This window comes from Micromonospora sp. NPDC005252, assembly GCF_042872475.1.
Taxonomy (GTDB): Bacteria; Actinomycetota; Actinomycetes; order Mycobacteriales; family Micromonosporaceae; genus Micromonospora.
This window is the reverse complement of record NZ_JBIAKN010000003.1, coordinates 671,300-697,545: the sequence shown is the minus strand read 5'-3', so window position 1 is coordinate 697,545 and position 26,246 is coordinate 671,300. Positions and strand designations below refer to the sequence as shown.

Genomic DNA, 26,246 nt, shown 5'->3' with positions numbered 1-26,246 from the left:
CAACAACCACACAGACCTACAGCTTCCACGCCGAAATCACACTCTTCGAGAAAGGACTTGCCTCCCGCTCACGGCGCTAAACGCAACGGCGTTGACATCCAGGATCGAGCACGACCTTGACCGGCGCGGGCTGCCGGCGGAGCGCGGGCGCGGGGCCTACGCACGGGGAGCGCGGGCTGCCGGCCGGGCGCGGGCGCGGGGCCTGCGCGCGGGGAGCGCGGGCCGGAGGCGTCGAGCGGGGCCGCACGGGTAAGTACCTACGGGTCCATGGACCGCTGATCCTCCTCGGGACCGAGGGCAGGACGGCCACCCCTTTCTACCGTGGATTGCAGACGCGGCGCACCGCCGCAGAGTGGGAGTACGACGATGAGTCGCAAACTGGTTCGGCCCCGCCAGGGGCGCATGCTCGCCGGTGTCTGCGCCGGCCTCGGTCAGCGGTTCGGCATGTCCGCCGGGATGGTCCGGCTGCTGTTCCTGCTGTCACTGCTGCTGCCCGGCACCCAGGTGATCGTCTACCTGATCCTCTGGATCCTCATGCCGAACGAGGACCGCTACCTCGCCTCCACCGGCCACTGACCACCCCCGCACAGCACAGCGCAGCGCAGTCTGGAGGCCACCACGTCGACGATGTGGTGGCCTCCGGCCACCCCGCTCCTGGACATGGCGCGAATCTCGGGCGGGCACGAATCGCTGGTGGCGCGCGATCGAGTGGCAGCGCGCGGCCCCGCGGTAGCGCACAGCCCCGCGGTGACGCACAACCCGGCGGTAGCGCACGGCCCCGCGGTAGCGCACGGCCCTGCGGTGACGCACGGCCCTGCGGTGACGCACAGCCCGGCGGTGGTGCTGGTGGCCCGCGCGAAAGTCGCGGCGGTGGTGGTCGGTCCGGCGGGCGGGCGCAACCAGCGGCACAACCCGGACTCGCCGCAAGTCATGCCCCGCAGAAACCTGACCGCAGGGCGTGACCGCGTCGGCGTCACGCGCCCAACCGGCCCTCCACTCCGAGATCTTGGACAGTTTCCGTTAGCTGCTGACGGAAACTGTCCAAGATCTGCTCATACCGCAGCCAGAGGATGGCGCGGACCCGACAAATCGCCCTGGCCGACGCCGACGAGCGGCGTGCACGGGTAATTGCCGACCTGCCAGCGGGGACGGAGGACGAGCACGGCGCGGAGGCAGCCACAGCAACGCGGCCCGGGTCGGTGCGGGCACCGAGCAGCGAGCAGCGAGGAGCAGGCGGCGAGCGGCAAGCAGCAGGCGGCGAGCGGCGAGCGGCGAGCACCAAGCGGCGGGCTCCAGGCAGCAGGCTGCAGCGAGCAGCAGGCAGCAAGCGGCAAGCAGCAGGCGGCGGGCTCCAGGCGTCAGGCGCCAGGCGCCAGGCAGCGAGCAGCAGGCAGCAAGCGGCAGGCGCCAGGCAGCGGGCGGCGGGCGGCAGGCGGCAGGCGGCAGGCGGCAGGCCAGTGAAAACGCCCGCCCCGACGGTGGTCGGGGCGGGCGCGGCTGCAGTTTTGGAGCGCCGGGCACCGGATTCCGGCACCGAAGCCCCGAGCGTGGAGATGCCGGACCGCCAGGCGCCGAGGGGCCGGATCACCGAGCACGGAGGTGCCGGGGCGTCCGAGCGCCGCAGCGACCTACTGCCGAAGCGTCGAGCGTCAGGGGGCCGTGTAGGTGACCGTGACCTGCTGGTAGCCCAGCGAGCGCAGCAGCCCCTGCAGCATCTTGCGGGTGTTCTCCTCGGCGCGGGCGGAGAGCCCGCTGTCCCGGGCGGCGGCGGTGATCCGTTCCTCGGCCAGTTGGTAGACCTGCTGCTGGCGGTTGGGGTCGTTGCCGACCAGGTCGCCGAGCCGGTTGAGCAGGCCGCGCTGCTCGGCGAAGACGTAGCTCTTCTCCATGTCGAGGTTGGTCTCGCCGAGCTGCGGCGCGGGCAGCTTGATCTCGACCGACTTGCCGTCGGCGGACTGCACGATCGCACCCTCACCGATCTTGGTGAAGTCGACGTACGCCTCGACGCTGCCGGCCCCGACGAACAGGGTGCGTTCGTTGAGCAGGAAGTCCGGGACGTTGCGCCGGTCGTTCTGGGTGTCGACCACGACCTGGAAGTTGCCTTCGGCGGCCACGTAGCGGCTGAGATCCTGGATCGACTTCAGCAGCGGCGGCTGGCTGCGGTCGGTCTGCTCCTTGGTGAACGGGTTACGGAAATCGGGCAGGAAGCCGGTCGCCTGCACGCCGAGCAGCACCACCACGGCCAGCGCGGCGGCACCGAGCAGGAGGAGCAGCCCACGGGCCGCACCCCCACCCCCGCCGGCCGGAGGACCATCGGTGCCACCCGGCCCGCCCGGAGTCGGGTCGGGTGTCGCGGCCGAGCGCTCCTTGAGGTCGTCGCCGGTCGGGTAACCGGGGAACTCCCTCGTGGGCTCGTTGATGCCAGCGTCGCGGGCCATCACACTCACCGTCCTCGTCAGACACGTCGTCTGTCAATGACGGTACGGCCCCAATACGACAGCCGCGCGGCGAGCGGCCGGAATGCGTAAACGGGCAGGTCAGGCGAACGCGGAGAGCCCGGTGAGCCGCTGCCCGACGACGAGCTGGTGGATCTCGGACGTGCCCTCGTACGTCAGGACGCTCTCCAGGTTGTTCGCGTGCCGCATCACCGGGTACTCCCCGGAGACGCCGTTGGCGCCGAGGATGGTGCGGCACTGCCGGGCGATGGCCAGGGCCTCCCGCACGTTGTTCAGCTTGCCCACGCTGACCTGCTCGGGGCGGAGCCGGCCGCCGTCGGCGAGCCGGCCGAGGTGCAGCGCGAGCAGTTGGCCCTTGACCAGTTCGACGGCCATGTCGGCGAGCTTGGCCTGGGTGAGTTGGAATCCGGCCAGCGGCCGACCGAACTGGGTACGGCTGGTGGCGTACGCCAGGGTGGTCTCCAGGCAGTCCCGTGCCGCGCCGAGTGAGCCCCAGACGATGCCGTACCGGGCCTCGGTCAGGCAGCTCAGCGGCGCCTTGAGCCCGACCGCCTCGGGCAGTTGGGCGTCGCCGGGGAGCCGGACGTCGTCGAGCACGATCTCGCCGGTCACCGACGCGCGCAGGGACATCTTGCGGCCGATCTCGCGGGCCGTGACGCCGGGCGTGTCCATGGGTACGGCGAAACCGCGGACGCCCTCGTCGGTGCGTGCCCAGATGACGGCCACGTCGGCGATCGGCGCGTTGGTGATCCACATCTTGGCGCCGGTGAGCACCCAGTCGTCGCCGTCGCGGCGGGCCCGGGTGGTCATGGACGCCGGGTCGGAGCCGTGGTCGGGTTCGGTGAGGCCGAAGCAGCCGATCGCCTCGCCGGTCGCCATCGCCGGCAGCCAGCGCTGCTTCTGCTCCTCGCTGCCGTAGCGCCAGATGGCGTACATCGCCAGTGAGCCCTGCACCGAGACCAGCGAGCGGAGCCCGGAGTCACCGGCCTCCAGCTCCTGGCAGGCCAGCCCGTACGCGACGGCGGAGGCGCCGGCGCAGCCGTAGCCGGTCAGGTGCATGCCGAGCAGACCGAGTTTGCCGAACTCGCGGGCCAGCTCGCGGGCCGGCACGCGACCCTCCTCGTACCACTCGGCGACGTGGGGGCGGACCCGGTCGTCGACGAGCTGGCGGACGACGTCGCGGATCTGCCGCTCCTCCTCGCTGAGCGACGGGTCCAGGTCGAGCAGATCGAGGGCAGTCATGCCGTCACCTTAACGAAGCCTCAGCTCACGCCGTTCAGTCGATCGGCCCGGAGAGCACCAGCACGCGGGCGTGGATCTGGTTGCGCTGTTGCAGGGCGGCACGCAGGGCGCGGTGCAGCCCGTCCTCCAGGTAGAGCCCACCGTTCCACTGGACCACGTGCGGAAAGAGGTCGCCGTAGAAGGTCGAGTCCTCGGCGAGGAGCTTGTCGAGCGCCAGCTCGCGCTTGGTGGTGATCAACTGGTCCAGGCGCAGCGGACGGGGCGGAATCTCCGCCCACTGCTTGAGCGTCAGGTTGTGCTCCGGATAGGGACGCCCGTCCCGGACCGCTCTGAAGATCACGACGGCACGCTCCCCTCCCCGTGGCCGGGCCGACCGACGACACCGAGCCGGGCCGCGGCGGGCACCGCGCGGCGCGGCACCGATGACCGTGCCAGCCTAGCCGTCCAGCGCACGCGACGTTCTGCTCCCTGATGTCAGTTTCGCTACCGCTCGCCCGATCCTCAACTCCGACGAACGGGACGCGACACTCAACTCCACCGCCCGCGCCGCACCACCTCGTCCATTTCGCGCCGCCCTCGGCGCAGCGATGGTGACCGATGGTCCGGCGCACGGTAACCGATTGTGACGGCACCGATGGGGTGGTACTCCTCCGGCACGCCGAACGCGCCCCGGTACGCGCCCAGCCGCTGCGGCGGAATACCGAAAAAGCACGCCCCCAGCCCCTCGTCCACGGCGGTGAGCAGCATCAGGAGCGCGGCGAAGCCGGTGTCCACGTACCAGTAGGGCACCGGCCAGCGGTCGGTCGACCGGTCGGTCCAACCCTTGTCCGGCTCGGCGTACCGCCGCAGGTAGGCCGACTCGTTGGCGTGCGGCACCACGATGAGCGGCGCCCTGCGCATCCCCGCCAGCCAGCGCTCCCGCCCGCCACCCTCCGGCGTGGTGGCGGCCCAGAACCGCTCCCGGTCGGCCGGCTCCTCCAGCACGAGGAAGCCCCAGCCCTGGGCAAACCCGGCCGAGGGGGCGCGGACGGCGTGGTCGAGCAGCCGATCCACCACGTCGGGCGGGACGGGACGGTCCGGGTCGTAGTTGCGCACCATCCGCCGTCGGCGGACGACCTCGGCGAACTCCATCAGGCCCCGGGACGGATGCCCCAGGCACCCCGCCAGGTCGTGCCGGGCTTGAGCGTGAGCAGGTCCTTGCCCGAGCGGAACGCGTCCGGCGGGCAGGTCATCGGCTCGATCGCCACCGAGCGCCGGTGCCGCTCGCCGGTGAGCGCGTCCCCGGTGAACACCTGCCACCAGCCGAACTCCGCATCCGCCCAGATGCTGACCCCGGACGAGGAGTCCGGCGCGGCCAGGCTCACCGAGGAACCGCCGTCGGCGTCCCGGACCACCTCGCCGAAGCAGAGGTCCAACTCCACGCCGCCGATCCGACGCGGGCTGGTCCAGTCGTACTCGGTGCCGGCCACCGGGGTCGCCCCGACCGGGAGCAGCCGACCGTCCACCAGCACACGGGTACGCGCCGGCAGCCGCATGACCAGGTCGTCCACCGCGACACCCGGCAGTTGCAGGTACGGGTGCACCGAGAAGCCGAACGGGGCCACCTCGGCGCCGATGTTGGTCACCTCGTGCTCGGCGCGCAGACCGTCCGCGCCGACGCTCCACCGGCTGACCAGTCGCAGCGGCCACGGGTAGCCGGGCTGCGGCGGCAGGTCGTAGCCGACCGTCACCGCATCCGCGGACTGCTCCAGCAGCCGCCACGGCACCCAGTTGACCAGCCCGTGGATGGCGACGTGCCGCTCCGGCTCGGTCAGCGCGAGCTGGTGCGTCCGGTCCGCGAACGGGTAGCGACCGTCGCGGATCCGGTTCGGCCAGGGCGCGAGCACCTGCCCGGCGCAGCCGGGGCACACCTCGTCGGTCTGGTACCCGTCGACCAGGTCGACACCCTCGTGCCGGTACGTCCGCAGCCCGCCGCCCACCTCCACGATGACTGCCTCGTGGCCCGCGGCGGCGATGGTCCACTGTGCGCCGGAGAAGGGGCGCTGGTCGGGGCTTTCCATGTCGGCGACCCTAACCGGTCACGGCCGGTCGCCGCTCGACGCCGTCGTGGCCCGGTAGCGCAGCAGCGCCGGGAAGGCGACCGCGAGCACCACCACGAGCACCGCCGAGGCGAGCCCACCGGCGACCCAGGCCACCCCGCCGCCGAACCCGGCGGCCATGGTGCCGGCCCGCAGGTCACCCAGGCGCGGACCGCCGGCCACCACCACCGTGTTGACGCCCTGGAGCCGACCGCGCATCCGGTCCGGCGCGTACACCAGCAGCATGGACTGGCGCAGTACGGCGCTGACCAGGTCGGCGGCGCCGGCCACGGCGAGCAGTAGGACCATCAGCCAGAGCTGGTGGGCCAACCCGGCCGCGGCGATCGCCAGGCCCCAGCCGACCACCGCGACCACCAGGCCGACCCCCTGCCGGCGGAGGCGACCGATCCAGCCGGAGGTCAGCCCGCCGATCATGGAGCCGATCGCGATGGCGCTGTAGAGCAGGCCGACCGCGCCACCGCCGCCGAACCGCTCCTGGGCGATCTCCGGGAACAGCGCCCTCGGCATGGCCAGGATCATCGCGATCAGGTCCACGCCGAAGGAGAGCAGCAGCACCGGCGTGGTGGCGAGGTACCGGAATCCGTCGATCACACTGGCCAGGCCGGCACGTCGGGCCTGGCCGTCGGCGGTCGGCTCGGGCGGGAGCGAGGGGAGGCGCAGCGCGGCCCAGAGCATGGCGGTGAACAGCACCGCGTCCAACCCGTACGCGATCGGCAGGACCACCGTGGTGTCCGGCGAGGCGGAGAGGATCAGACCGGCGGCGAGCGGGCCGGCGACCGAGGCGGCGGTGAAGGTCGTGTAGTTCAGGGTGGTGGCGGACGCCACCAGGTCGTCCGGCACCAGCCGGGGCAGCATGGCGCTGCGGGCCGGCGAGGTGATCGCGAAGGCCACCGACTGCACCGCCATCAACGCCAGCAACAGCACCGGGCTGCCCACGTTCAGCAGCGCCTGGACCAGCAACCCGAGGGTGGATGCCCAGAGCAACAATGAGCCGCCGAGCAGCACCGCACGGCGGTCGCGGGCGTCGGCGACCGCGCCACCCCAGAGCCCGAAGACCAGCAGGGGTACGAAGGCAGCCACACCCAGCAGACCGACCCAGAACGAGTCCCGGGTCAGGGCGTACATCTCCACCGGCACCGCCACGGCGGTGAACTGGAAGCCGAACATCGCCACGGTGTTGCCGAGCCACAATCGCCGGTACGCCGGAACGCGCAGCGGACGGACGTCGATCGCCCAGCGGCGCGCTCCGCGCGGCCGGGCCTCCTGCACACCCGTCACGGCGCCAGCCGCTCGACGGTCCAGTCGCTTCCGTCGACGCGACGGAACCGCAGGCGGTCGTGCAGCCGACCCGCCCGCCCCTGCCAGAACTCCACCGAGTCCGGCCGGACCCGCAGACCACCCCAGTGCGGCGGGGGCGGGATGACTGCCGCATCGGCGAACCGCTCGGTCACCTCCCGATAGCGGTCCTCCAGCGTGGCCCGGTCCGGCACCACCTGCGACTGCGGGCTGGCCCAGGCGCCCAGCTGCGAGCCACGTGGCCGGCTCGCGAAGTACGACTCGGTCACCGCCCGCTCGACCGGGGCGATCGACCCGGCGACCACCACCTGCCGCTGCATGGGAAACCACGGAAAGACCAGGCTGGCGTACGGGTTGGCGGACGCCTCGACGCCCTTGCGCGAGAGGTGGTTGGTGAAGAAGACGAAGCCCTCGGGGTCGTACCCCTTGAGCAGCACCGTCCGGCCGCTGGGCCGGCCGGCGGCGTCGGCGGTGCCCACCACCATGGCGTTCGGCTCGGGCAGCCCGAAGGCCACCGCGTCGGCGAACCAGCTGTCGAACTGGCGGTGCCAGTCGGCGGCCAGGTCAGCTTCGGTCAGGCCCAGGTCCGCGGCGTACTCGTTACGCATCGCGGCCGGGGCGGGTGTGTCGCCCGTCACGTCCCCACTCCTTCTCGGCGGCCCGACATGCACCCTTCCGCGCTGGCCAGTCCGCATCGCCCAGTCTCACCGAGTGGCGCGGAGAATGCGCGTCCTCAGATGTCGTGTGCAGCACAGTCGCAGCGGGTCGCATATCCGGTTACGCAGCAGGCAAGATGTTCCGAACACATCCCTGAGGGTCGCCTAAGGCGCTCGGCCGACCGGGCCGGCTCAGCTGATCAGGCGCACCGACCAGATCCAGGAGAGCGACATGGCCGATTTCAAACCCGGTCTGGAGGGCGTCGTAGCCTTCGAGACCGAGATCGCCGAACCCGACCGCGAGGGTGGCGCGCTGCGCTATCGCGGGGTCGACATCGAGGATCTGATCGGCCAGGTCTCGTTCGGCAACGTGTGGGCGCTGCTGGTCGACGGCCGGTTCGGGCCGGGCCTGCCGCCGGCGGAGCCGTTCCCGGTGCCGGTGCACTCCGGCGACATCCGGGTCGACGTGCAGTCGGCGGTCGCGATGCTGGCGCCGTACTGGGGGCTCAGCCAGCTGTTGGACATCTCCGACGAGCAGGCCCGTGAGGACCTCGCCCGGGTGTCGGTGACCGCGCTCTCCTTCGTCGCGCAGTCCGCCCGCGGCCTCGGCCTGCCGGCGGTGCCGCAGAAGGAGATCGACAAGGCGCAGACCATCGTCGAGCGGTTCATGAAGCGCTGGCGGGGTGAGCCGGACCCGCGGCACGTCAAGGCCGTCGACGCGTACTTCATCTCGGCCGCCGAGCACGGCCTGAACGCCTCCACCTTCACCGCGCGCATCGTCGCCTCCACCGGGGCCGACGCCGCGGCCTGCATCTCGTCGGGCATCGGCGCCCTCTCCGGGCCGCTGCACGGCGGCGCACCGTCCCGCGTGCTCAGCATGCTGGAGGCTGTGGAGCGCAGCGGCGACGCGGAGGGCTACGTCAAGGGTGTCCTGGACCGCGGCGAGCGGCTGATGGGCTTCGGCCACCGGGTCTACCGTGCCGAGGACCCGCGCGCCCGCGTGCTCCGGCGCACCGCCAAGGAGCTGGGCGCACCGCGCTTCGAGATCGCCGAGGCGCTGGAGAAGGCCGCCCTCGCCGAGCTTCAGGCCCGCCGCCCGGACCGGGTGCTGGCCACCAACGTCGAGTTCTGGTCGGCCGTGGTGCTGGACTTCGCCGAGGTGCCGGCGCACATGTTCACCTCGATGTTCACCTGCGCCCGGATGGGCGGCTGGAGCGCGCACATCCTGGAGCAGAAGCGTCTGCAGCGGCTGGTCCGCCCGTCCGCCCGCTACGTCGGCCCGAACACCCGCAAGCCGTCCGACGTCGAGGGCTGGGCCGCCATCCCGCACGGCGTCTGAGCTGCCCGAAGGGCCCCCGCACCAGCCGTGGTGCGGGGGCCCTTTTTCGACCGCTGTCGACCTCGTGGGCCGCTCGATGTGGTGAAGGACTCAGACCGGCCGTCGGGACCCCGGCGGTCGCCATCCGCCCCGGGTGCGAGGATGAGGGCCGGCAGTGTCGCCGGGCCCGCCCTCGCCCTTGCGGAAGGATCTTCAGTACCGTGGCTGACGCACCGATCATCCGGATTCCCGACGAGATCAAGCCCGCCGACGGACGTTTCGGCTGCGGCCCGTCCAAGGTCCGTCCGGCGGCCGTGTCCGCGCTCGCCGAGGTGGCGACCAGCTACCTGGGCACGTCGCACCGGCAGAAGACGGTCCGCGACCAGGTGGCCCGACTGCGCTCCGGCATCGCCGAGTTCTTCTCGCTGCCCGAGGGCTACGAGGTCGTGATCGGCAACGGCGGCACCACCGCGTTCTGGGAGGTCGCCACCTTCGGCCTCGTCCGCGACCGTGCGCAGTTCGCCAGCTTCGGCGAGTTCGGCGCGAAGTTCGCCAAGTCGGTCTCCGACGCTCCGTTCCTGGGTGAGCCGACCGTCCGCAAGGCCGCGGCGGGCAGCGCGCCGACCCTGGTCGCCGAGGCCGGCGTGGACGTGTACGCGACGCCGCACAACGAGACCTCGACCGGCGTGGCCGTGCCGATCAACCGGGTCGCCGGTGCGGACGAGGGGTCGCTGCTCCTGGTCGACGCCACCTCGGGCGCGGGCGGCCTGGAGGTCAACGTCGGCGAGACCGACGTCTACTACTTCGCGCCGCAGAAGTGCTTCGGCTCCGACGGCGGCCTCTGGCTGGCCCTGATGTCGCCGGCCGCGTTGGACCGGGCCGCCGAGATCAAGGCGTCGGGGCGCTACATCCCGGCCTTCCTGGACCTGGTGACCGCGATCGACAACTCGCGGCTGGAGCAGACGTACAACACCCCGGCGCTGGCCACCATCTTCCTCGCGGCCGAGCAGACCGACTGGATGAACGCGCAGGGTGGTCTGGCCTGGGCGGCCAAGCGCACGGCGGAGAGCGCCGCGACGGTGTACGGCTGGGCGGAGCGGTCCACGGTGGCCAGCCCGTTCGTCACCGACCCGGCGCTGCGGTCCAACGTGGTCGCGACCATCGACTTCGCCGACGGGGTGGACGCCACCGCGATCGCCAAGGCGCTGCGCGCCAACGGCATCGTCGACACCGAGCCGTACCGCAAGCTCGGCCGCAACCAGTTGCGGGTGGCGCTGTTCCCGGCCGTCGAGCCGGCTGATGTCGAGGCGCTGACCGCGTCGATCGACTACGTCGTCGAGCGCCTCTGAGCATCGTCACGGTGGGTGTCCGTCGGGGCCTCGATGGACACCCACCGTGATCATCGCCGCAGCTCAGTCGCGACATGCGGGGTGTCGCTTCCCCCACCCCGAGACAGATGCGCGTACGGTGGTCCGAGACGCCTGGGTGGCCGACTCGTGGCGTGCGGCCAGCGAAGCGGGACGGAGGCAACGCTATGCGCCCAGTACGCTTCGTCGCCCTTTCCGAGGACGGCCAGGCGCTGGTGCTCGCCGACGAGGTCGGGCGACTCCTCGCCCTGCCGATCGACGAACGCATCGCCGGCGTGATGCACCCCGAGCCGGGTGCCCCGCCGCTCGCGGTGGCACCGAGCACCGTCGACCCGACTCCCTCACTGTCTCCCCGGGACATCCAGGCCCGCATCCGCTCCGGTGAGTCCGCCGAGGACGTCGCCCGGATCGCCGGGGTGCCGGTCGACCGCGTGCTGCGCTACGCCGGCCCGGTGCTCCAGGAACGGGCGATGCTCGCCCAGCACGCCCGTCGCACCCGACTCAAGGGCGCGGAGAAACCCACCCCGCTCGCCGAGGTGGTCAACGGCCGACTGAGCCAGCACGGCATCGACACCGAGAAGATCTCCTGGGACGCGTACCGGCGCGACGACGGCACCTGGCGGATCATCGCCACCTGGCCGTCCGGCAAGGCCACCGCGCAGGCCATCTGGGACATGGACAAGGCCCGGCAGGTGGTTACCCCGCACGACGACATGGCGCAGTACCTGTGCGCCGAGCGGCCCACGCCGATCCTCGGCCAGGAGCCGGCGCCGGAGCGGGGCGGGCACGCCCTGCCTGGTCCGTCGCGTGGCGAGCCGAGCCGTGGTGGGCACGGGCTGCCGGCCGCGTCCGAACACCCGCGCCCTGGCCGGGATCCGATTCGGGCCGGCCGGGACGCGCTGCTCGCTTCACTGGACCGTCCGCTCGGCGGCTCTTCGGGTCGCGGCCTTGAGCCGCGTACCCCGGCCGCTCTGGCCGGGTCGGACGCGCCCCGGCAGCGGCCGGTCGGCGGCGGCGCTGCCGCGCTGCTCGGCGGTGGCCAGGGCTCGGCCTTCGACGACGACTCGGACGCGCCCAAGGAGGTCCCGGCCGTTCCGTCGCTGGCGGTGCTGCGGCCCCGCCGGACCGGTACGGCCGCCGCGGCGGCCGGTGGCGAGTCCACCGACGCCAACGGCAAGCCGCGCAAGCGCCTGCCGAGCTGGGACGACGTGCTCTTCGGCAGCGGTCCGGCCGCCCGCGAGTCCTCCTGACGCTCGACGTCCACGGTCCACTCCCGAGATCGCCGATGTCGCGGTGTCCCCTGCGCTTGATACCCCGAGATCGGCGCTCCGAAGTGCCCGCCGTGTCGATGTGCTGGTGAGCGGTATACCTCAGAGGTATGAATATGACTCTGAGGTATACCGCTTACCACCGCATCCGCCCCCATGGAGGTGACCGAGGGTGACCGTCGGCAGCCGGCTGCGCCCATCGCCCCAGCGAGGTTAGGCATTACTCGTCTAGCCAGGGCAAGCTCAGGCGCACGACGTTGCCGGCCGATGCCGTTCAAGCCGGCTCGACGAATCAGAGCGGCCAGGCGGCGAGCCGCTCGTAACGCGGGCGTGCCGACCCGAGGTGGCTCCGCATCAGCAGCAACCCCGTCGCCGGCCACTCCGGGCCCGCGTAGTCGTCCAGGGTCACCCTGTCGGCCTCGACGGCAGCCAACTCCACCCGGTCACCGGGCCGGGCGACGGTCAGGTGCGGCCGAAACGGCTTCTCGTCGTACGGCAACCCGGCCACGCGTAGCCGCTCCCGGACGAGCTGGGCCAGCTCGTGCAGCGCCTCGACATCGCCCCGGGCGTCCACCCAGAGCACCGTGCGGCGACCGTCGCCGAACACGCCACCGCCACCCAAAAGCAGCCGGGGCGGGGCGTCCCGGGCATCGCGGAACCGGTCGGCGGCGAGCCCGAGCGCACTCACCACGTCGACCAGCCGGGCGGCCTCGACGTCACCGAGGAACGCCAGGGTGATGTGCAGGTCCGCCGGGTCGGCAAGCCGCACCCGGACACCGGCGGCCGCCGCCGCGCCGACCCGCAGCCGCGCGATCTGCGCGCCGAGATGGCTGACCGCCCCGACGGGCGGATAGACCGCGACGAAGAGCCGCAAACTGTTGGACCGTTCAGCGGTGCCGTTGCCGGTGCCCGGCCCGGGCCGCCGGCAGGGTCAGACCGGCGGCGTGCAGGACGCCCTCCACCCGTACCCGTTCGATCTCCTGGTCGACGCCGGTCAACTCGGTGAGGTGTTCGGTGATCCCGAGGGCGCGGCAGGCCAGCCGGAGCCGGTCGTCGTACGCCTGGACCACCGCGCCGTGCCAGACCATCGACCGGCCGGTGCCGCCGAGCCGCTGACCGCCGAGGCGACGCAGGTCGGCGGCGAGCTGTTCCAATGGGCGACGGTCGGTGCGGTCGAACTCGCTGAGGTCGATGTCGCGGGTCAGCGCGTCGGCTTCGATGGCCCGGTCGAGGCGGGCGATGGTGCGTCGCTCCCGCCGGCGCTCGCGCCACTCGGACCAGGCGCAGACCACCCGGTCGATGATCTCGTCGGCGCAGAAGAGCAGGGCGAACGCCGCCGGGAGGCTGGCCACGGCGAGGAACGCCAGGGCAAGCATCAGCGCGCGTTCGACTCCCACATATCGACGCTAAGCCCCGTCGTGCCACCTCGCCAGCGATTTGGCCGCATCCGCGCTATCCGCCGATCGGGACTTCGCCGTGTTCTCCGAACGTGCGCGAAGGGCCCGTTCCGACCGGAAAGGGCCCTTCGCGTAGCTCAGCAGTCGGTGGAGGTGACGTAGAAGCGGGGCATGGGCAGCACCCGGAAGCGCAGTCGCGCACCAGAGCGGCGCAGTTGCCAGGTGAGCGCGATCAGCGCGGTGGCCAGCGAGATCAGCCCGCCCATCCAGATGCTCGCGCCGGCGCCGAAGTGCTCGGCGACCCAGCCGATCAGCGGTGCGCCGACCGGGTTGGTGCCCAGGAACACCAGCACCCACAGGGCCATCACCCGGCCCCGGAAGGCGGCGTCCACCCCGAGCTGGACGCGCTGGTTGGCGGCCTGGGCGAAGAAGACCATGAAGAAGCCGGTGGGCACGAGCAGCGCCACGACCAGCCAGTACGTCGACGCGAAGCCGACCAGGGTGCCGAAGCTGGCGCAGCCGATCGCGGCGCCGAGCACCAGCCAGACCGACGGGCGGCTGCGCCGGCCGGTGCCGCTGAGCGCCCCGCCCAGCGCGCCGACGGCCAGCGCGGTGCTGAACAGGCCGAAGGAGGCCGCGCCGGTGTGGAAGACCGTCTTGGCCAGCGCGGCGAGGGTGAGCTGGAAGTTGAACAGCGACATGCCGATCACCGACATGACCGCCATCGGCAACAGCAGGTCCGGCCGGCGCCACACGTACCGCAGCCCGTCGACGACCTTCGCGGACGCCCGCTCGTCGCGCGGCAGCAGGGCGTCGCGGTGCAGGTCGGCCGTCCGCATGCGGACCACGTTGACCAGCGGCGCGATGGAGCTGAGGGCGGTGAAGAGGAAGACCGGGCCCACGTCGAAGGCGGCGATGGCCAGACCGGCGACCGCCGGGCCGATGATCCGGGCGGAGTTGAACACGGCGGCGTTCAGCGACAGGGCGTTGGGCAGCAGCGGCGTGCCGACCAGTTCGGAGACGAACGCCTGGCGGACCGGGGTCTCCACGGCGTTGGCCGTGCCGAGCAGCGCGGCGAACGCGAAGACGTGCCAGAGCTGCACCAGATCGGTCAGCACCAGCAGGGACATCCCGAGCGCCAGCACCGTCCAGAAGGCGTTGGCGGCGAAGAGCAGCACCCGCTTGTCGTACCGGTCGGCGAGCCGGCCGGAGAGCAGGGTGAGCAGCAGCACCGGGGTGAACTGGAGCGCGGTGACCACGCCGAGGGCGGTGGCCGAGTTGTCGGAGAGCTCGAGGACGAGCCAGTCCTGGGCGATGAACATCATCCAGACGCCGATCAGCTTGATCAGCTGCCCGGATGCGAAGAGCCGGTAGTTGCGAACCTGTAGGGACTGGAACATCGTGCTCAGCTTGGCCTGCACTCTCGGTGCGCCTCCTCAAGGACGTACGCGTCATCGACAGGTGACGGCACGGCCGGAAGTGGCGCGCGCGGGCTCAGGCGCGAGCGAGCTGCTGGAGAATCTCGGCGGCCCTGTGCAGGGTCTCCCGTTGGTCCTCGTCGAGCGCGGCCAGCCGGTGGGCCAGCCATTCGTCGCGGGCCCGCTCGAACTGGTCGAGCACGGCCTGCCCTCCTTCGGTCGCCGCGAGGATGACCTGGCGACCGTCGGTCGGATGGGGGGTCCGCTGCACGAGGCCGCGGTCCTCCAACTTCGCGACGATCTTGGTCATCGTCGGTGGCTGCACCCGTTCGACATCGGCCAGTTCCCGGGGCGTCATCGCGCCCGCCAGCCGCAGGCTGGTGAGCGCGGAGACCTGGGTGACCGTGAGGTCGCCGACCGGCCGGGCCCGTCGGACCCGCCGGTTGAGTCGGGTGATCGCATCTCGCAACTGGGGAGCCAGCTGCGCCGGTGGCACGCGTTCCGCCGTCACCGTCCGCTCCGTCACGTTAGTTAGCTTAACTAATGAGCCTGGCTAACGACATCCGTTATGACCAGGCTCACGAGGATGTTCGTGCTGTTCCGGGCGGGGAATCACCCTCGACTCCCCGCCCGGACGACGCGTCAGAGGACCAACGACTCGATGGGCCCGCGCAGGAAGTACAGCACGAAGAGCGCGGCCACCCCGTACAGCAGCGGGTGGATCTCCCGGGCCTTACCCTTCGCCAGCTTGACGACCACGAAGGTGATCAGACCGGCGCCGATCCCGTTGGAGATCGAGTAGGTGAACGGCATCAGCACGATGGTGAGGAACGCCGGGATGGCGATCTCGTAGTCGGACCAGTCGATCGTCCGTACCGCGGTCATCATCAGGAAGCCGACCACCACCAGGGCCGTCGACGCCGCCTCGAACGGCACGATCACCACCAGCGGCGCCAGGAACATCGCCAGCAGGAAGAGGACGCCGGTGACCAGGCTGGCCACGCCGGTCCGGGCGCCCTCCCCGACACCGGCGGCACTCTCGATGTACGACGTGTTGCTGGAGGTGCTGGCCGCACCACCGGCCGCCGCCGCGATCGAGTCGACCAGCAGGATCTCCTTGGCCTTCGGCGGGGTGCCCCGCTCGTCGAGCAGGCCACCCTCCTGACCGACCGCCACCATCGTGCCCATGGTGTCGAAGAAGTCCGTGATCAACAGGGTGAAGACGAACATCAGCACGACCACCCAGCCGGCCCGGCCCCACGAGTCGAGCACGTTGAACTTGCCGAGCAGCGACAGGTCCGGCACGTCCACCACCGTCTTGGGCAGCTCCGGCACGTTCAGTGCCCAGCCCTTCGGGTTGGGCTTCCCGTCGACGAACGACGGGCCGATGTTGGCGACCGCCTCGACGATGACCGCCAGCACGGTGGAGGTCAGGATCCCGATCAGGATCGCGCCCTTCACCCGGCGCACCACGAGCACCAACGTGAGCAGCAGGCCCACCACGAAGACCAGCAGCGGCCAGCTCACCAGCTTGCCGCCGATGCCCAGGCCGACCGGCACGGTGGTGTTCGCGACGTCCGGGATCCGCCGGACGAAGCCGGCGTCCACCAGGCCGATGATGGTCAGGAAGAGGCCGATGCCGACGCCGATGGCCGTCTTCATCTGCGTGGGCACCGCGCGGAACACCGCGGTACGCAGGCCGGTGAGCACCAGCACGGCGATGAGCACACCCTCGATCACCACCAGGCCCATCGCGTCGGCCCAGGTCATCTCGGGGGCGATCTCGTACGCCACCAGGGCGTTGACGCCCAGACCGGCGGCGAGCGCCAGCGGGAACCGGCCGACCACACCCATCAGGATGGTCATCAGGCCGGCGACCAGCGCGGTCGCCGCGGCCAGCGCCGGAATCGGGAGGGACTTGCCGTCACCGTCGACGGCACCGCCCAGGATCAACGGATTGAGCACCACGATGTACGCCATCGTGAAGAAGGTCGCCAGGCCACCGCGTACCTCACGGCTCAACGTCGAGCCGCGGGCGGAGATCTCGAAGAACCGGTCGAAGCCGTTACGCGGGTGAGCGGGGTCGGGAGGTGTGCCGTTCTCGGGCGGCGCTACTGCCATCAGGGTCCTCGCAGGTGATCTTCCAGTTGTCGCGCGCATCGTCCCAGATCACCGACGGGCAGGGGAAGCGGATCGCGTACGCTTGCCCGATGCCGAACGACCAGCCACCGCGTCCCGCGCCGCTGGACCCACCGATGGTGCCGTTCGCCGTCGCCGGGCTGATCGCATGGGCGGTCGTCGGGCTGGTATTGCTGGTCTTCTTCCGGGGCTGGCTGACCGAGCACGACCACGAGAACTGGCTCTGGACTTGCCTGGCCGGTTTCCTGTGGGGGTTCCCCGGCCTCGCCGTGATGATGCGTCACGACGCCAACCGACGCCGCCGCCGCGCGAGCTGACGGCACCCGGCCGCGCCGGAGCGAACGCTCAGGGGTGCCCGTACGGCTCCGCCGGCTCGGCTGCCTCCACCGAACCCGGGGCACGGCTGACCGACATGGCCTCCACCGCGCTGTCGTCGTACACCGTCGGAAGATCCTCCACCGCGGTCTCGGCGGCCTCGATCAGCGTCTCGGAGTGGGCGCCGCAACCATGGTCGGCGCTGACCACCCGGCCGTCATCCGGAGCGTAGAAGTTGCCGCACGCGCCGAAGGCCTGCCGCATCGCACCGGCCAGCGGCAGGTAGAAGCCGCAGGTGCCGCAGCGGGCGGCGGCCGGGGCGGCGACGGAGATGGCCGCCGTGGGGCCGTGGTCGCCGTCGTACCAGCGCTGCGCCGCGTCGGCGCGACCCTCCCGGGAGAGCACCCGGGCCCGACCGAGACCCAGCTCCCAGGCCGTCTCCTCGACCGCCGGGTCGTCGGAGAGCAGATAACCGGGGGCCAGCCGCTCGTCCTCCGGGGAGGTCGGCAGCAGGTCACCCGGGCCGAGGTCACCCGGCTTGAGCCGCTCCTGCCAGGGCAGCCAGCCGGGCGCGAGCAGCGCGTCCGGGCCGGGCAGCAGCACGGTCTCGCAGATGGTCACCGTGCGGCTGCGCGGAACGCGGGTGACGGTGACCGCCCACCGCCAGCCGCGGTAGCCGGCGAGGCGGCATTCGAAGTAGTGGGTGACCAGCCGTTCACCCTCGGCGACGACCTGCAGGTGGTCGCCGACATCGTCGGCGTCCACCTCGGTGATGCCAGCGCGGGCCACCTCGACGGCGGCGGCGCAGACCTGGTCGAGACGGGCGGCACGGGTGGAGGCGGGCCTGGTCACCCGACCATTGTTCCCCATGCTCCCCGCAGAGGTGACAGGGACTCCCGGGGAACCTTTCACCGCAGTGGTGCGGCGTACCTGGATCAGATGGGCGAGGATGGTGCACATGCCGCCGTACTCCCGCTCCGGGCGATCCGTCCTCGGGCGGACCGTCGGCACCGGCATTCGGGCCGTCCGCCTGCTCCTGCGTGGTTCGGTGGGCAGCGGCCGCTGGGTGACCCGCCGGGCCGGTCGGGCCCGGACGCGGGGCGCCGGCGGCGAGGTCGGCATGGTCCGCCTGTTCGATCTGCACGCCGTCTCCTGCGCGGGCGACACACTGATCGCCATCGGCCTGGCCGGGACGATCTTCTTCAACGTGCCGCTCGGCGAGGCCCGCAGCAAGGTCGCGCTCTACCTACTGGTGACCATGGTGCCGTTCGCGATGCTCGCCCCCGTGGTGGGCCCGCTGCTGGACCACTTCCGGCACGGCCGGCGGTACGCGCTGGCCGCGACCATGCTCGGCCGGGCGTTCCTGGCCTGGCTGATCTCCGACTACATCCACGGCTTCGGGCTCTATCCGGCCGCGTTCGGTGTGCTCGCGCTGTCGCGTGCCTACGGCGTGGCACGGTCCGCGGCGGTGCCCCGGCTGCTGCCGGAAGGGCTGGGCCTCTCCCAGGTGGGCGCACGGGCCAGCGTCTACGGCACGGTGGCGGGGGCGCTCGTGGCCCCGATCGGGTTGGCGGCCTTCTGGTTCGGGCCGCAGTGGCCGCTGCGCGTCGCGTCGGTGATCTTCCTGATCGGCATGGTGATCTCCCTGCGGCTGCCACCGAAGGCGGACTCGGAGCCACCGGAGCGGGTCCCCCGCGCGCTGCGCGCGCTGGGCCGCCGCGAAGACCGGCCGCTGGGCCGGGGCCGACCCGCCGGGCGGCTGGTGATCGCCACCCTGATCGGCGCCGCGACGCTACGCGCGGTGTACGGCTTCCTGCTGCTGTTCCTCGCCTTCGCCATCAAGAAGGGCGACCTGACCACCGGCGTGTTCGGCCGCGACCTGGGCGCGGAGTGGGCGCTGGGGCTGATCGGCGGCGCGCTGGCCGTCGGCAGCTTCCTGGCGACCGCCGTCGGCACCCGGTTGCGCATCCACCGACCGACTGCCATCCAGTCCAGCAGCATGATCATCGTGGCGGGAGTGGCGGTGCTCGCCGTCATCCAGTTCTCGCTGTCGATGGTGGCCCTGCTCTGTCTGGTCACCGCGCTGGTCAGTGGGGTGGCCAAACTCGCCGTGGACGCCTCGATCCAGGAGCGCATCCCGGAGCGGCTGCGGGCCAGTTCCTTCGCGCACTCCGAGACGGTGCTGATGCTCGCCTTCGTCGTCGGTGGTGGGCTCGGGCTGGTCCCGTTCGACGGCCGTACCGGCATCGCGGTCGCCGCCGGCGTGGGCATCCTGGCCGCCGTCCGGGGGGTGGTGGTCGCCGCCCGGCTGCGCGCCGAGAAGCTCGCCGGCCGGCCGCTGGGTGGCGACGAACTGGCCGAGGACGAGCCGGCCGAGGACGAGCCGGTTGCCCAGCCCGCGGACGTCGCCCCCACCTCGCCGGCTCCAAACCAGGCCAACTCTCCGCAGCACGACGAGCCGGGGCTGGCACCGCCGGGCTACCACATCTACCGCCCCTCCTCAGCGGTCGGCGGCCCGGGCGGCGGAGCGGACGACGAGACCCGCCGGGAATCCCCCGGCTCGCTCTCGTGACCGGCCTGCTGGTGGTGACGGCGGTGCCGGCCGAGGCGGACGCCGTACGGGCCGGGCTGACCGACGCCAGCGTCACCGTCGCCCCGATCGGGGTGGGCCCGGCGGTCGCGGGTGCCGCCACCGCACGGCTGCTGGCCCTGGCCGAGGCTGCCGGTCGCCCGTACCGCGCGGTGGTCAGCGCCGGCGTGGCCGGCGGCTTCATCGGGCGGGCCGCGGTCGGCGACACGGTGCTCGGCACCGCCAGCATCGCCGCCGACCTGGGCGCCGAGTCACCCGACGGTTTCATCCCTGTCGACGAACTGGGCATGCCACCCGCGTTGCTCGGCGGAGGCAGCGTGGTGCCCGCGGACCCGGGCCTGCTCGCGGCACTCCGGGCGGCCCTGCCGTCGGCGACGACCGGCCCGGTGCTCACCGTCAGCACGGTCACCGGCACCGCCGCCAGCACCGACGAGCTGCGCCGCCGGCATCCGGAAGCGGTCGCCGAGGCCATGGAGGGGTACGGGGTCGCGGTCGCCGCCGCGCAGGCCGGGGTGCCCTTCGTCGAGCTGCGCACCATCTCCAACCCCATCGGCCCTCGTGACCGCGACGCCTGGCGGCTGCGCGAGGCCCTCACCGCGCTGACCGCGGCAGCTCCGGCGCTGCGCTGACCACGGGCACCCGTCACACCTCGAGCATCAGCGCCGACGGCCTGCTCGCCTGCAGCTCGAACCCACAGGCGAGAAGGAACTCGACGTTGCCGAACTCGGCGACCGCGTGGGCGGCGCGAATGCCGGCACGTGTCATCTCCTCCGCCAACAGCTCGACAAGCCGCCGCCCAACACCAAGCGCCCGCAGGCCCGGGGCGACGACCACACCTTCCAGCACCAACTCACGCCGGTCGTCCAGATCCTCGCCGAGGAGCAGATCGACGCTCCGCTCATGAGCCCGCAGCTCACCGACCGGCCCACCGCCGGGCACCTCGGCGAGGAACCGCCAGGACGTGGCCGGCAGCCCGTCGGATACCCGCCGGAAGGTCATCTGCGCACGCGCCTCCGACCGCCACCGCCGCCTGTCCCGCCGCGCCCGATCCAGGTCGTAGGTCAACTCCGGAACCCTCACCGGCCACAACTTCTCCGGGAGCGTGTACGAGTGCACCCACCAGGCGCCCGGCCAGTCCTTGAGGGTTCGGACCCGGCGGACGTCGAGGTGGGCGGGGTACCGGCGGTCAGCCTCGTCCCGTGGCTCGTCGGCCGGCATGCCCAGCAGTCCGCCGCCCGCGGACCCGTCGCCGTCCCCGGGTAAGCGGAGCGCGAGCTCGCCGCCCGCGGCCGCGACCAGCCGCGCCACCGTTCGAAAGGCGGGCCCGCCACCCTGGCCGGCCTCGATGCGTGCCAGCGTGCTCTTCGGGACCCCGGACCGCTCGGCCAACTCCCGCTGGCTCAGATCGGCACGTCGACGAAGATCACGCAGCGCCGCGCCCACATCGATCGCATCCCCTCCGGCTGCCACCCGCTCATGGTTTTCTGCTCGGCGAGCGTCGTCAACAGGCCCCCTCCGCCTGTGGATAACCATGTGGAAAACGTCACCGCCGCTGTGGGTATCCCCCCTCGGTCGGGCCCTGTCGAGCTGCCCTATGTGTGGGGCGGCTGCCTGGGGCGGGACACCGCCACCAGGATCGCCCCTCGGTGCCCGCTCACGGCCACGCCACCGCCGCCACCGCTCGCCGGGGGCGCTGATCTCGCTCCATATCTGGGGCAGCTCTACAGGGCGCGACGTGACCTCACCCAGCCCGGACCGAAGCCCGACCGGCCACCCCGCCTGAGCTGAACGGAAGCACCCCGCCGAGCCCGACGGCGATACCGCCGCAGCCCGCCGGGAGGCCGGGAGGCCGGCGCCGGGCGGGCCGGCCAGTCCGTCGTGGATCACAGTGGGCGGGGTGTGCGCGGGCTGCTGCCCGGGGGCGGGGCTAACGTGAGGGCGTGGCGCTCTCCCTGGCGATCTCGCCCTGCCCCAACGACACGTTCGTCTTCGACGCCCTGGTGCACGGGCGGGTGCCCGGTGCGCCGCCGGTCGAGGTGACGTACGCCGACGTGGACGTCACCAACACGGCGGCCGAGCGGGGTGCGTTCGACCTGGTGAAGGTGAGCTACGCGGCGCTGCCCTGGCTGCTCGACGACTACCACCTGCTGCCCTGCGGGGGCGCGCTCGGCCGCGGGTGCGGGCCGCTGGTTCTCACCAGGGGCGACCGCGCCGACCTGACCGGCGCCACGGTGGCGGTGCCCGGTGATCGGACGACCGCGTACCTGCTGTTCCGGCTCTGGTCGGCCGGGCAGTCGCCGGCCCGGATCGAGGTGGTGCCGTTCCACGAGATCATGCCGGGCGTCGCGGCTGGTCGCTACGACGCCGGGTTGGTCATCCACGAGGCCCGGTTCACCTACCACCGGCACGGGCTGACCGCGCTCGTCGACCTCGGCGAGTGGTGGGAAGCCGACACCGGGCTGCCCATCCCGCTCGGCGCGATCCTGGCCCGGCGCGGCGCGGTGGACCCGGTGGCAGCGGCCGGATGGATTCGCGAATCCGTCCGGCAGGCCTGGGCGGATCCGACGGCCAGCCGGGAGTACGTGCTCGCGCACGCCCAGGAGATGGAACTCGACGTGGTGGACCGGCACATCGGCCTCTACGTCAACGAGTTCACCGCCGACCTGGGCGAGGCCGGCTTCGCTGCGGTGACGGCGCTCCTCGACCGCGCCGCCACCGCCGGCCTGGTGCCTCAGACCTCCAGCTCGCGCGCCACCGCGTGGACCAGCTGAGCGATCTTCTGCGCGGTCTTCTTGTCCGGGTACCGGCCCCGGCGCAGGTCCGGCTGGACCTTCGCCTCCAGCACCTTGATCATGTCCTCGACGAGGCCGTGCAGCTCCTCGGCCGGCCGACGTCGCAGCTCCGCCATCGACGGCGGCGCGTCCAGCAGCTTGACGCCCATGGCCTGCGCGCCCCGGCGGCTGTCCACCACGCTGAAGTCGACCCGCTGACCACCCTTGAGGTCGGTGACGCCCGCCGGCAGAGCACCCTTGGGCAGAAACACGTCGCCGCCCTCATCACTGGTGACGAAGCCGTATCCCTTGGCCGTGTCGTACCACTTCACTCGACCCGTAGGCACCTGAAAACCCCTGCTTCACTTGAGCCGCTACTGCTCCCAGGCTAGCTGGATCATGCCGTCGAGCGCCGCTGGGAATCCGGTGAGATCGTCCAGCACCACGCTCGCCCCCGCCGCACGCAGCTCATCCGGGGAGCACGGCCCGGTCGCGACAGCGATTCCCGGCACCCCTGCCACGCCCGCCGCCACCATGTCCGCCACGTGGTCACCGACGTAGTGGGTCGCGCCGTGCTCCCGCAGCGCGGTCGCCTTCTGCTCGGCGAACAGGTCACCCGCCAGCTCGTCCACCACGAGGCCGAGGTGATCCAGGTGCAACCGGGCCAGTCGGCCAATCTTGGACGTGACGACGAGCACCCTTCCGCCCCGGGCACGGATCGCGTCGATCGCCTCCCGCGCGCCGGGCAGCGGCACCGTCGGTGTGATGGCGTACGCCGGATACAGCTCCCGGTACGCCTGCACGGCCGACTCGACCTGCTCCGGCGGGAACCAGTGCGCGATCTCGGTGCGCAGCGGCGGGCCGAGCCGGGACACGGCCAGGTCGGCGTCCACCGGTACGCCCGTCCTGGCGGTCAGCGCCCGGTAGGCCGCGGCGATGCCGGGGCGGGAGTCAACCAGGGTCATGTCGAGATCGAATCCGACGGTCAGCGCGGGCATGTCGAGAAACGTACCCGGCGACCTTTGACCGCCCGGACGTCCGAGGGGCGCGACTGCCCCACCCCGGGCTAGCGTGGAAAGACGATGACCACCTCACTCGCCGACCACCTGCGGTCGCTGCCCGACGAGGCGCTGGCCGCGCTCCTCCAGCTCCGGCCGGACCTCGTCGTGCCCGTGCCGGCAGACGTCTCCGCCCTGGCCATCCGCGCCCAGTCCCGGGTCTCGGTGGCCCGCGCCCTGGACGGGCTGGACCAGTTCACCCTCCAGATCCTCGACGCCGCCCGGCTCACCCGGCATCCGGACGAGGGCACCACGGCCACCGACGCCGTGCTCGCCATGGCGACCACCGGGCCGCACCCGCCGGCACCGACGGCCGTCCGGGCCGCCCTCGGCCGGCTGAGGGCGCTCTTCCTGCTGTACGGCCCCGAGCACGCCCTGCACGTGGTGCCCGCCGTCGACGAGGTCTCCCCGTACCCCGCTGGGCTCGGCCGACCCGCCGCGGAGCTGGACCCGCGCACGGCCGCGCTCTGCGCGGACCCGGCGAAACTGCGCCGGACGCTGCTCGCCGCGCCCCCGTCGGCCCGGGCGATCCTGGACCGGTTGGCGGCCGGACCACCCGTGGGCAGCGTGCCCCCGGGCGCGTTGCAGGCACCGCCGATCGGCACGCAGGACGCCGTCCTCGCCGACCCGACCAACGGTGGCGCGCCGACCGGCTCGCCGGTGCGCTGGCTGGTCGACAACCGGCTACTGGTCGCCGTCTCGGCCGGCTCGTCGACGGCCAGCGGCACGGTCGAGCTGCCCCGCGAGGTGGGGCTGCTGCTGCGCCGCGACAGTGGCCCGCTCGGGCCGTTGCGCACCAGCCCGCCGCCGGTGGCCACCGCGCCCCGCGAGCCCAAGGCGGTCGACTCGGCCGGCGCCGGGCAGACCATGGAGGTGGTCCGGCACACCGAAGGGCTGTTGGAGCAGCTCGCCGCCGAACCCGCGCCGGTGCTGCGCTCCGGCGGCATCGGCGTCCGGGACCTGCGCCGGCTGGCGCGTACCGCCGGCCTGGACGAGCCGACCACCGCCCTGCTGCTGGAGGTGGCGTACGCGGCGGGGCTCGCCGGTGAGCTGGAGATGCCCGGTTCGACCACCGGCCGGTACGGCGCGGATCAGCAGGTGCTGCCGACCGGCGGGTACGAGGTGTGGCGGGCCGTGTCACTGGCCCAGCGGTGGGAGCACCTGGCCCGCGCCTGGTTGACGATGACCCGGCAGGTCGGCCTGGTCGGTCGGCGGGACGACCGGGACCGGCCGATCACCGCGCTGTCCGCCGAGGCCGAGCGGGCCGGCGCACCGGCCACCCGGCGGTCAGTGCTCGGGGTGCTCGCCGACCTGGAGCCGGCGACCGCGCCCACCCCGGAGGAGGTGCAGGCCCTGCTGGACTGGCGGGCGCCCCGGCGCAGCCGGGGTCGGGAGGCCGCCCACCGGGAGGTGCTGGCCGAGGCGGCGCAGCTCGGCGTGACCGGCCTGGGGGCGCTCACCTCGTACGGGCGGTTGCTGCTGGGCGAGCTGACGTCGGCCGACGAGCCGGGCGGCGACCCCCTGGGGTTGCACGCGGACGCGGAGAGCGGCGATCCGTCCAGTGCCGCGCGGGCGTTGGACGCGCTGCTGCCCGCCCCGGTCGACCACTTCCTGGTGCAGGCCGACCTGACCGTGGTGGTGCCCGGGCCGCCCGAGCCGGCGCTGGCCGCCGAGTTGGAGGCCACGACCGAACCCGAGTCGGCTGGCGGGGCGAGTGTGCACCGGGTCACCACGGCGAGCGTGCGGAGGGCGCTGGACGCCGGTTACACGGCCGACGATCTGCACGAGCTGTTCCGGCGACGGTCGCGTACCCCGGTGCCGCAGGGACTCAGCTACCTGGTGGACGACGTGGCCCGTAAGCACGGTGGGCTGCGGGTCGGGTCGGCCGGGGCGTACCTGCGCAGTGACGACGAGGCGCTGCTCACCGAGGTGCTGGCCGACCGGCGGCTGGAGTCGTTGACGCTGCGCCGGCTGGCGCCGACGGTGCTGAGCACCCCGTACCAGGTCAGCCGGCTGTTGGGCGCGCTGCGGGACGCCGGGTACGCGCCGGTGCAGGAGGACGGCACGGGCGGCACGATGCTGTCCCGTCCCCGGATCAGGCGTGCTCCGGCGCGGGTCGCGGTGACCACCAGGACGCTCGACCCGCTGGCCGCCCCGAAGCTGCCGATGCCCCGGCTGCTCGGGGTGGTGGAGCACATCCGCCGGGGTGACGCGGCGGCGCGGGCGGCCCGCCGGGCGCCGGCCGTCGTCCGGGGCGGGGCGGCAGGGCTGGGCGGAGGCCCGGTGCCCGCGCACACGCACAGCGAGGCCCTTGCCGTGCTCCAGCAGGCGGTCCGCGACAAGGCGCTGGTCTGGGTCGGGTATGTCGACGCGCACGGGGCGACCGCGTCCCGGCTGGTCAAGCCGGTCTCGATCGGTGCCGGCTACCTGCGAGCCGAGGACGAGCGGACCGAGATGCTGCACACCTTCGCACTGCACCGGATCACGGCGGCGGTGCTGGCGGACTGACGGGGCGACGCCGCCGCTGCTCGGTCAGCGGCGGCTGCGCCGAAAGGTGCCGACCACCGAGACGACAAGCAACAGGGCGAAGCCGGCGCCGGCGGACTCACCGACCGAGTCGACGAAGCCCTGCCGCAGCACCAGCCAGCCGAAGAGGAACCACCCGACGAGGAGCGCCGCGGCGAGGGCGTACGCGACCACGGTCACGCGGGACACCTCGTCGGGTGGCGCCTGTTCATGCTCTGCGATCACGTCACGGTCGACCGTCATGCCCAGCCTCCCCGCCCGGTGCGGCCCTGGACTCCCAAGAGTGTCACTCCCGGGACGGGTGTGACAGGGGATAAACCCCGAGTCGGG

Annotated in this window: 26 protein-coding genes; 9 read left to right on the top strand and 17 right to left on the bottom strand. The window is 72.6% G+C overall.

Annotated elements, in window-relative coordinates:
* Window positions 1-366 precede the first annotated feature (366 nt).
* A complete protein-coding gene (locus tag ACFYPH_RS12910) occupies window positions 367-576 on the top strand; it encodes a PspC domain-containing protein (RefSeq protein WP_007454856.1) in 210 nt (69 codons plus the stop codon).
* 1,073 nt (window positions 577-1,649) lie between these two features.
* Here ACFYPH_RS12910 and ACFYPH_RS12905 read toward each other — a convergent pair.
* From ACFYPH_RS12905 to pdxH, 7 genes are all read right to left on the bottom strand, one after another.
* Window positions 1,650-2,438: a DUF4230 domain-containing protein gene (locus ACFYPH_RS12905; protein ID WP_354862786.1), complete on the bottom strand. Its 789-nt coding sequence runs from the start codon at window positions 2,436-2,438 to the stop codon at window positions 1,650-1,652.
* Window positions 2,439-2,537: 99 nt separating this feature from the next.
* Window positions 2,538-3,698 carry an acyl-CoA dehydrogenase family protein gene (locus ACFYPH_RS12900; protein ID WP_363935179.1) on the bottom strand — a complete coding sequence of 387 codons (1,161 nt, stop codon included), beginning with the start codon at window positions 3,696-3,698 and terminating at the stop codon, window positions 2,538-2,540.
* Window positions 3,699-3,732: 34 nt separating this feature from the next.
* On the bottom strand, window positions 3,733-4,038 hold the full coding sequence (locus ACFYPH_RS12895; protein WP_354862783.1) for a type II toxin-antitoxin system VapB family antitoxin: 306 nt from the start codon (window positions 4,036-4,038) through the stop codon (window positions 3,733-3,735).
* A 188-nt stretch (window positions 4,039-4,226) separates the two neighbouring features.
* The gene (locus ACFYPH_RS12890; protein ID WP_354862781.1) at window positions 4,227-4,829 is read right to left on the bottom strand and encodes a nitroreductase family protein; all 603 of its coding nucleotides are present in this window, start codon (window positions 4,827-4,829) and stop codon (window positions 4,227-4,229) included.
* Window positions 4,829-5,758 carry an aldose 1-epimerase family protein gene (locus ACFYPH_RS12885; RefSeq protein WP_354862780.1) on the bottom strand — a complete coding sequence of 310 codons (930 nt, stop codon included), beginning with the start codon at window positions 5,756-5,758 and terminating at the stop codon, window positions 4,829-4,831. Before ACFYPH_RS12885 ends, ACFYPH_RS12890 begins: the two co-directional genes overlap by 1 nt.
* Window positions 5,759-5,776: 18 nt before the next feature.
* Window positions 5,777-7,075, bottom strand: coding sequence for an MFS transporter (locus ACFYPH_RS12880; protein WP_354862778.1), 1,299 nt, complete (start codon window positions 7,073-7,075; stop codon window positions 5,777-5,779).
* Entirely contained in the window at window positions 7,072-7,788 is a 717-nt protein-coding gene (gene pdxH / locus ACFYPH_RS12875) for a pyridoxamine 5'-phosphate oxidase (protein WP_387181442.1), read from the bottom strand. Before pdxH ends, ACFYPH_RS12880 begins: the two co-directional genes overlap by 4 nt.
* Window positions 7,789-7,981: 193 nt before the next feature.
* On the opposite strand from pdxH, the gene ACFYPH_RS12870 reads away from it, so the two are divergent.
* The 3 genes from ACFYPH_RS12870 to sepH all read left to right on the top strand — a co-directional run bounded on the left by ACFYPH_RS12870 (window position 7,982) and on the right by sepH (window position 11,684).
* The gene (locus ACFYPH_RS12870) at window positions 7,982-9,088 is read left to right on the top strand and encodes a citrate synthase 2 (protein WP_354862774.1); all 1,107 of its coding nucleotides are present in this window, start codon (window positions 7,982-7,984) and stop codon (window positions 9,086-9,088) included.
* Window positions 9,089-9,288: 200 nt separating this feature from the next.
* A complete protein-coding gene (gene serC / locus ACFYPH_RS12865; protein WP_387181439.1) occupies window positions 9,289-10,416 on the top strand; it encodes a phosphoserine transaminase in 1,128 nt (375 codons plus the stop codon).
* A 185-nt stretch (window positions 10,417-10,601) separates the two neighbouring features.
* A complete protein-coding gene (gene sepH, locus ACFYPH_RS12860) occupies window positions 10,602-11,684 on the top strand; it encodes a septation protein SepH (RefSeq protein ID WP_355065543.1) in 1,083 nt (360 codons plus the stop codon).
* Window positions 11,685-11,994: 310 nt separating this feature from the next.
* On the opposite strand, the gene thpR is transcribed toward sepH, so the two are convergent.
* The 5 genes from thpR to ACFYPH_RS12835 all read right to left on the bottom strand — a co-directional run bounded on the left by thpR (window position 11,995) and on the right by ACFYPH_RS12835 (window position 16,638).
* The gene (gene thpR / locus ACFYPH_RS12855) at window positions 11,995-12,576 is read right to left on the bottom strand and encodes an RNA 2',3'-cyclic phosphodiesterase (RefSeq protein WP_354854806.1); all 582 of its coding nucleotides are present in this window, start codon (window positions 12,574-12,576) and stop codon (window positions 11,995-11,997) included.
* Window positions 12,577-12,589: 13 nt separating this feature from the next.
* Window positions 12,590-13,099: a hypothetical protein gene (locus ACFYPH_RS12850; RefSeq protein WP_354854804.1), complete on the bottom strand. Its 510-nt coding sequence runs from the start codon at window positions 13,097-13,099 to the stop codon at window positions 12,590-12,592.
* Window positions 13,100-13,236: 137 nt separating this feature from the next.
* Window positions 13,237-14,520 carry an MFS transporter gene (locus ACFYPH_RS12845; protein WP_354854802.1) on the bottom strand — a complete coding sequence of 428 codons (1,284 nt, stop codon included), beginning with the start codon at window positions 14,518-14,520 and terminating at the stop codon, window positions 13,237-13,239.
* A 73-nt stretch (window positions 14,521-14,593) separates the two neighbouring features.
* Window positions 14,594-15,043 (bottom strand): MarR family transcriptional regulator, encoded by a 450-nt coding sequence (locus ACFYPH_RS12840; RefSeq protein ID WP_354854801.1) that lies wholly within the window; start codon window positions 15,041-15,043, stop codon window positions 14,594-14,596.
* Between the two features lie 116 nt (window positions 15,044-15,159).
* Window positions 15,160-16,638 (bottom strand): NCS2 family permease, encoded by a 1,479-nt coding sequence (locus ACFYPH_RS12835; protein ID WP_354854799.1) that lies wholly within the window; start codon window positions 16,636-16,638, stop codon window positions 15,160-15,162.
* Between the two features lie 89 nt (window positions 16,639-16,727).
* Here ACFYPH_RS12835 and ACFYPH_RS12830 point away from each other — a divergent pair, with 89 nt between their 5' ends.
* Window positions 16,728-16,973, top strand: a complete 246-nt coding sequence (locus ACFYPH_RS12830; protein ID WP_354854797.1) for a DUF2530 domain-containing protein — start codon at window positions 16,728-16,730, stop codon at window positions 16,971-16,973.
* Between the two features lie 28 nt (window positions 16,974-17,001).
* Here the strand turns inward: ACFYPH_RS12830 and ACFYPH_RS12825 are convergent, their stop codons facing one another.
* Entirely contained in the window at window positions 17,002-17,931 is a 930-nt protein-coding gene (locus ACFYPH_RS12825) for a DUF3027 domain-containing protein (protein ID WP_354854796.1), read from the bottom strand.
* Between ACFYPH_RS12825 and ACFYPH_RS12820 the strand changes: the two genes are divergently transcribed.
* Both ACFYPH_RS12820 and ACFYPH_RS12815 read left to right on the top strand, forming a co-directional pair.
* Window positions 17,930-19,543, top strand: coding sequence for an MFS transporter (locus tag ACFYPH_RS12820; RefSeq protein WP_387181431.1), 1,614 nt, complete (start codon window positions 17,930-17,932; stop codon window positions 19,541-19,543). The two genes, ACFYPH_RS12825 and ACFYPH_RS12820, sit on opposite strands and share 2 nt — an antisense overlap.
* Complete coding sequence (locus ACFYPH_RS12815) at window positions 19,540-20,190, top strand: futalosine hydrolase (protein ID WP_355134435.1); 651 nt, start codon at window positions 19,540-19,542, stop codon at window positions 20,188-20,190. Before ACFYPH_RS12820 ends, ACFYPH_RS12815 begins: the two co-directional genes overlap by 4 nt.
* Before the next feature lie 13 nt (window positions 20,191-20,203).
* On the opposite strand, the gene ACFYPH_RS12810 is transcribed toward ACFYPH_RS12815, so the two are convergent.
* Entirely contained in the window at window positions 20,204-21,031 is an 828-nt protein-coding gene (locus ACFYPH_RS12810) for a GNAT family N-acetyltransferase (protein WP_387181429.1), read from the bottom strand.
* 470 nt (window positions 21,032-21,501) lie between these two features.
* Between ACFYPH_RS12810 and ACFYPH_RS12805 the strand changes: the two genes are divergently transcribed.
* Window positions 21,502-22,332: a 1,4-dihydroxy-6-naphthoate synthase gene (locus ACFYPH_RS12805; protein WP_354854789.1), complete on the top strand. Its 831-nt coding sequence runs from the start codon at window positions 21,502-21,504 to the stop codon at window positions 22,330-22,332.
* Here the strand turns inward: ACFYPH_RS12805 and ACFYPH_RS12800 are convergent.
* Both ACFYPH_RS12800 and ACFYPH_RS12795 read right to left on the bottom strand, forming a co-directional pair.
* Window positions 22,293-22,679, bottom strand: a complete 387-nt coding sequence (locus ACFYPH_RS12800) for a cold-shock protein (protein WP_088986676.1) — start codon at window positions 22,677-22,679, stop codon at window positions 22,293-22,295. The genes ACFYPH_RS12805 and ACFYPH_RS12800 overlap by 40 nt on opposite strands.
* Before the next feature lie 27 nt (window positions 22,680-22,706).
* Entirely contained in the window at window positions 22,707-23,330 is a 624-nt protein-coding gene (locus ACFYPH_RS12795) for an HAD family hydrolase (protein ID WP_354854787.1), read from the bottom strand.
* A gap of 84 nt (window positions 23,331-23,414) precedes the next feature.
* Between ACFYPH_RS12795 and ACFYPH_RS12790 the strand changes: the two genes are divergently transcribed.
* Window positions 23,415-25,898, top strand: coding sequence for a helicase-associated domain-containing protein (locus ACFYPH_RS12790; RefSeq protein ID WP_387181425.1), 2,484 nt, complete (start codon window positions 23,415-23,417; stop codon window positions 25,896-25,898).
* A 24-nt stretch (window positions 25,899-25,922) separates the two neighbouring features.
* On the opposite strand, the gene ACFYPH_RS12785 is transcribed toward ACFYPH_RS12790, so the two are convergent.
* Entirely contained in the window at window positions 25,923-26,159 is a 237-nt protein-coding gene (locus ACFYPH_RS12785; protein WP_354854783.1) for a hypothetical protein, read from the bottom strand.
* Window positions 26,160-26,246 lie beyond the last annotated feature (87 nt).

Bases quoted from the DNA above. Each gene is read 5' to 3' on its own strand.
- ACFYPH_RS12910 (WP_007454856.1), top strand. From the start codon at position 367: ATGAGTCGCAAACTGGTTCGGCCCCGCCAGGGGCGCATGCTCGCCGGT.
- ACFYPH_RS12905 (WP_354862786.1), bottom strand. From the start codon at position 2,438: ATGGCCCGCGACGCTGGCATCAACGAGCCCACGAGGGAGTTCCCCGGT.
- ACFYPH_RS12900 (WP_363935179.1), bottom strand. From the start codon at position 3,698: ATGACTGCCCTCGATCTGCTCGACCTGGACCCGTCGCTCAGCGAGGAG.
- ACFYPH_RS12890 (WP_354862781.1), bottom strand. From the start codon at position 4,829: ATGGAGTTCGCCGAGGTCGTCCGCCGACGGCGGATGGTGCGCAACTAC.
- ACFYPH_RS12885 (WP_354862780.1), bottom strand. From the start codon at position 5,758: ATGGAAAGCCCCGACCAGCGCCCCTTCTCCGGCGCACAGTGGACCATC.
- pdxH (WP_387181442.1), bottom strand. From the start codon at position 7,788: ATGCGGACTGGCCAGCGCGGAAGGGTGCATGTCGGGCCGCCGAGAAGG.
- ACFYPH_RS12870 (WP_354862774.1), top strand. From the start codon at position 7,982: ATGGCCGATTTCAAACCCGGTCTGGAGGGCGTCGTAGCCTTCGAGACC.
- sepH (WP_355065543.1), top strand. From the start codon at position 10,602: ATGCGCCCAGTACGCTTCGTCGCCCTTTCCGAGGACGGCCAGGCGCTG.
- ACFYPH_RS12835 (WP_354854799.1), bottom strand. From the start codon at position 16,638: ATGGCAGTAGCGCCGCCCGAGAACGGCACACCTCCCGACCCCGCTCAC.
- ACFYPH_RS12830 (WP_354854797.1), top strand. From the start codon at position 16,728: ATGCCGAACGACCAGCCACCGCGTCCCGCGCCGCTGGACCCACCGATG.
- ACFYPH_RS12820 (WP_387181431.1), top strand. From the start codon at position 17,930: ATGCCGCCGTACTCCCGCTCCGGGCGATCCGTCCTCGGGCGGACCGTC.
- ACFYPH_RS12825 (WP_354854796.1), bottom strand. From the start codon at position 17,931: ATGTGCACCATCCTCGCCCATCTGATCCAGGTACGCCGCACCACTGCG.
- ACFYPH_RS12795 (WP_354854787.1), bottom strand. From the start codon at position 23,330: ATGCCCGCGCTGACCGTCGGATTCGATCTCGACATGACCCTGGTTGAC.
- ACFYPH_RS12790 (WP_387181425.1), top strand. From the start codon at position 23,415: ATGACCACCTCACTCGCCGACCACCTGCGGTCGCTGCCCGACGAGGCG.
- ACFYPH_RS12785 (WP_354854783.1), bottom strand. From the start codon at position 26,159: ATGACGGTCGACCGTGACGTGATCGCAGAGCATGAACAGGCGCCACCC.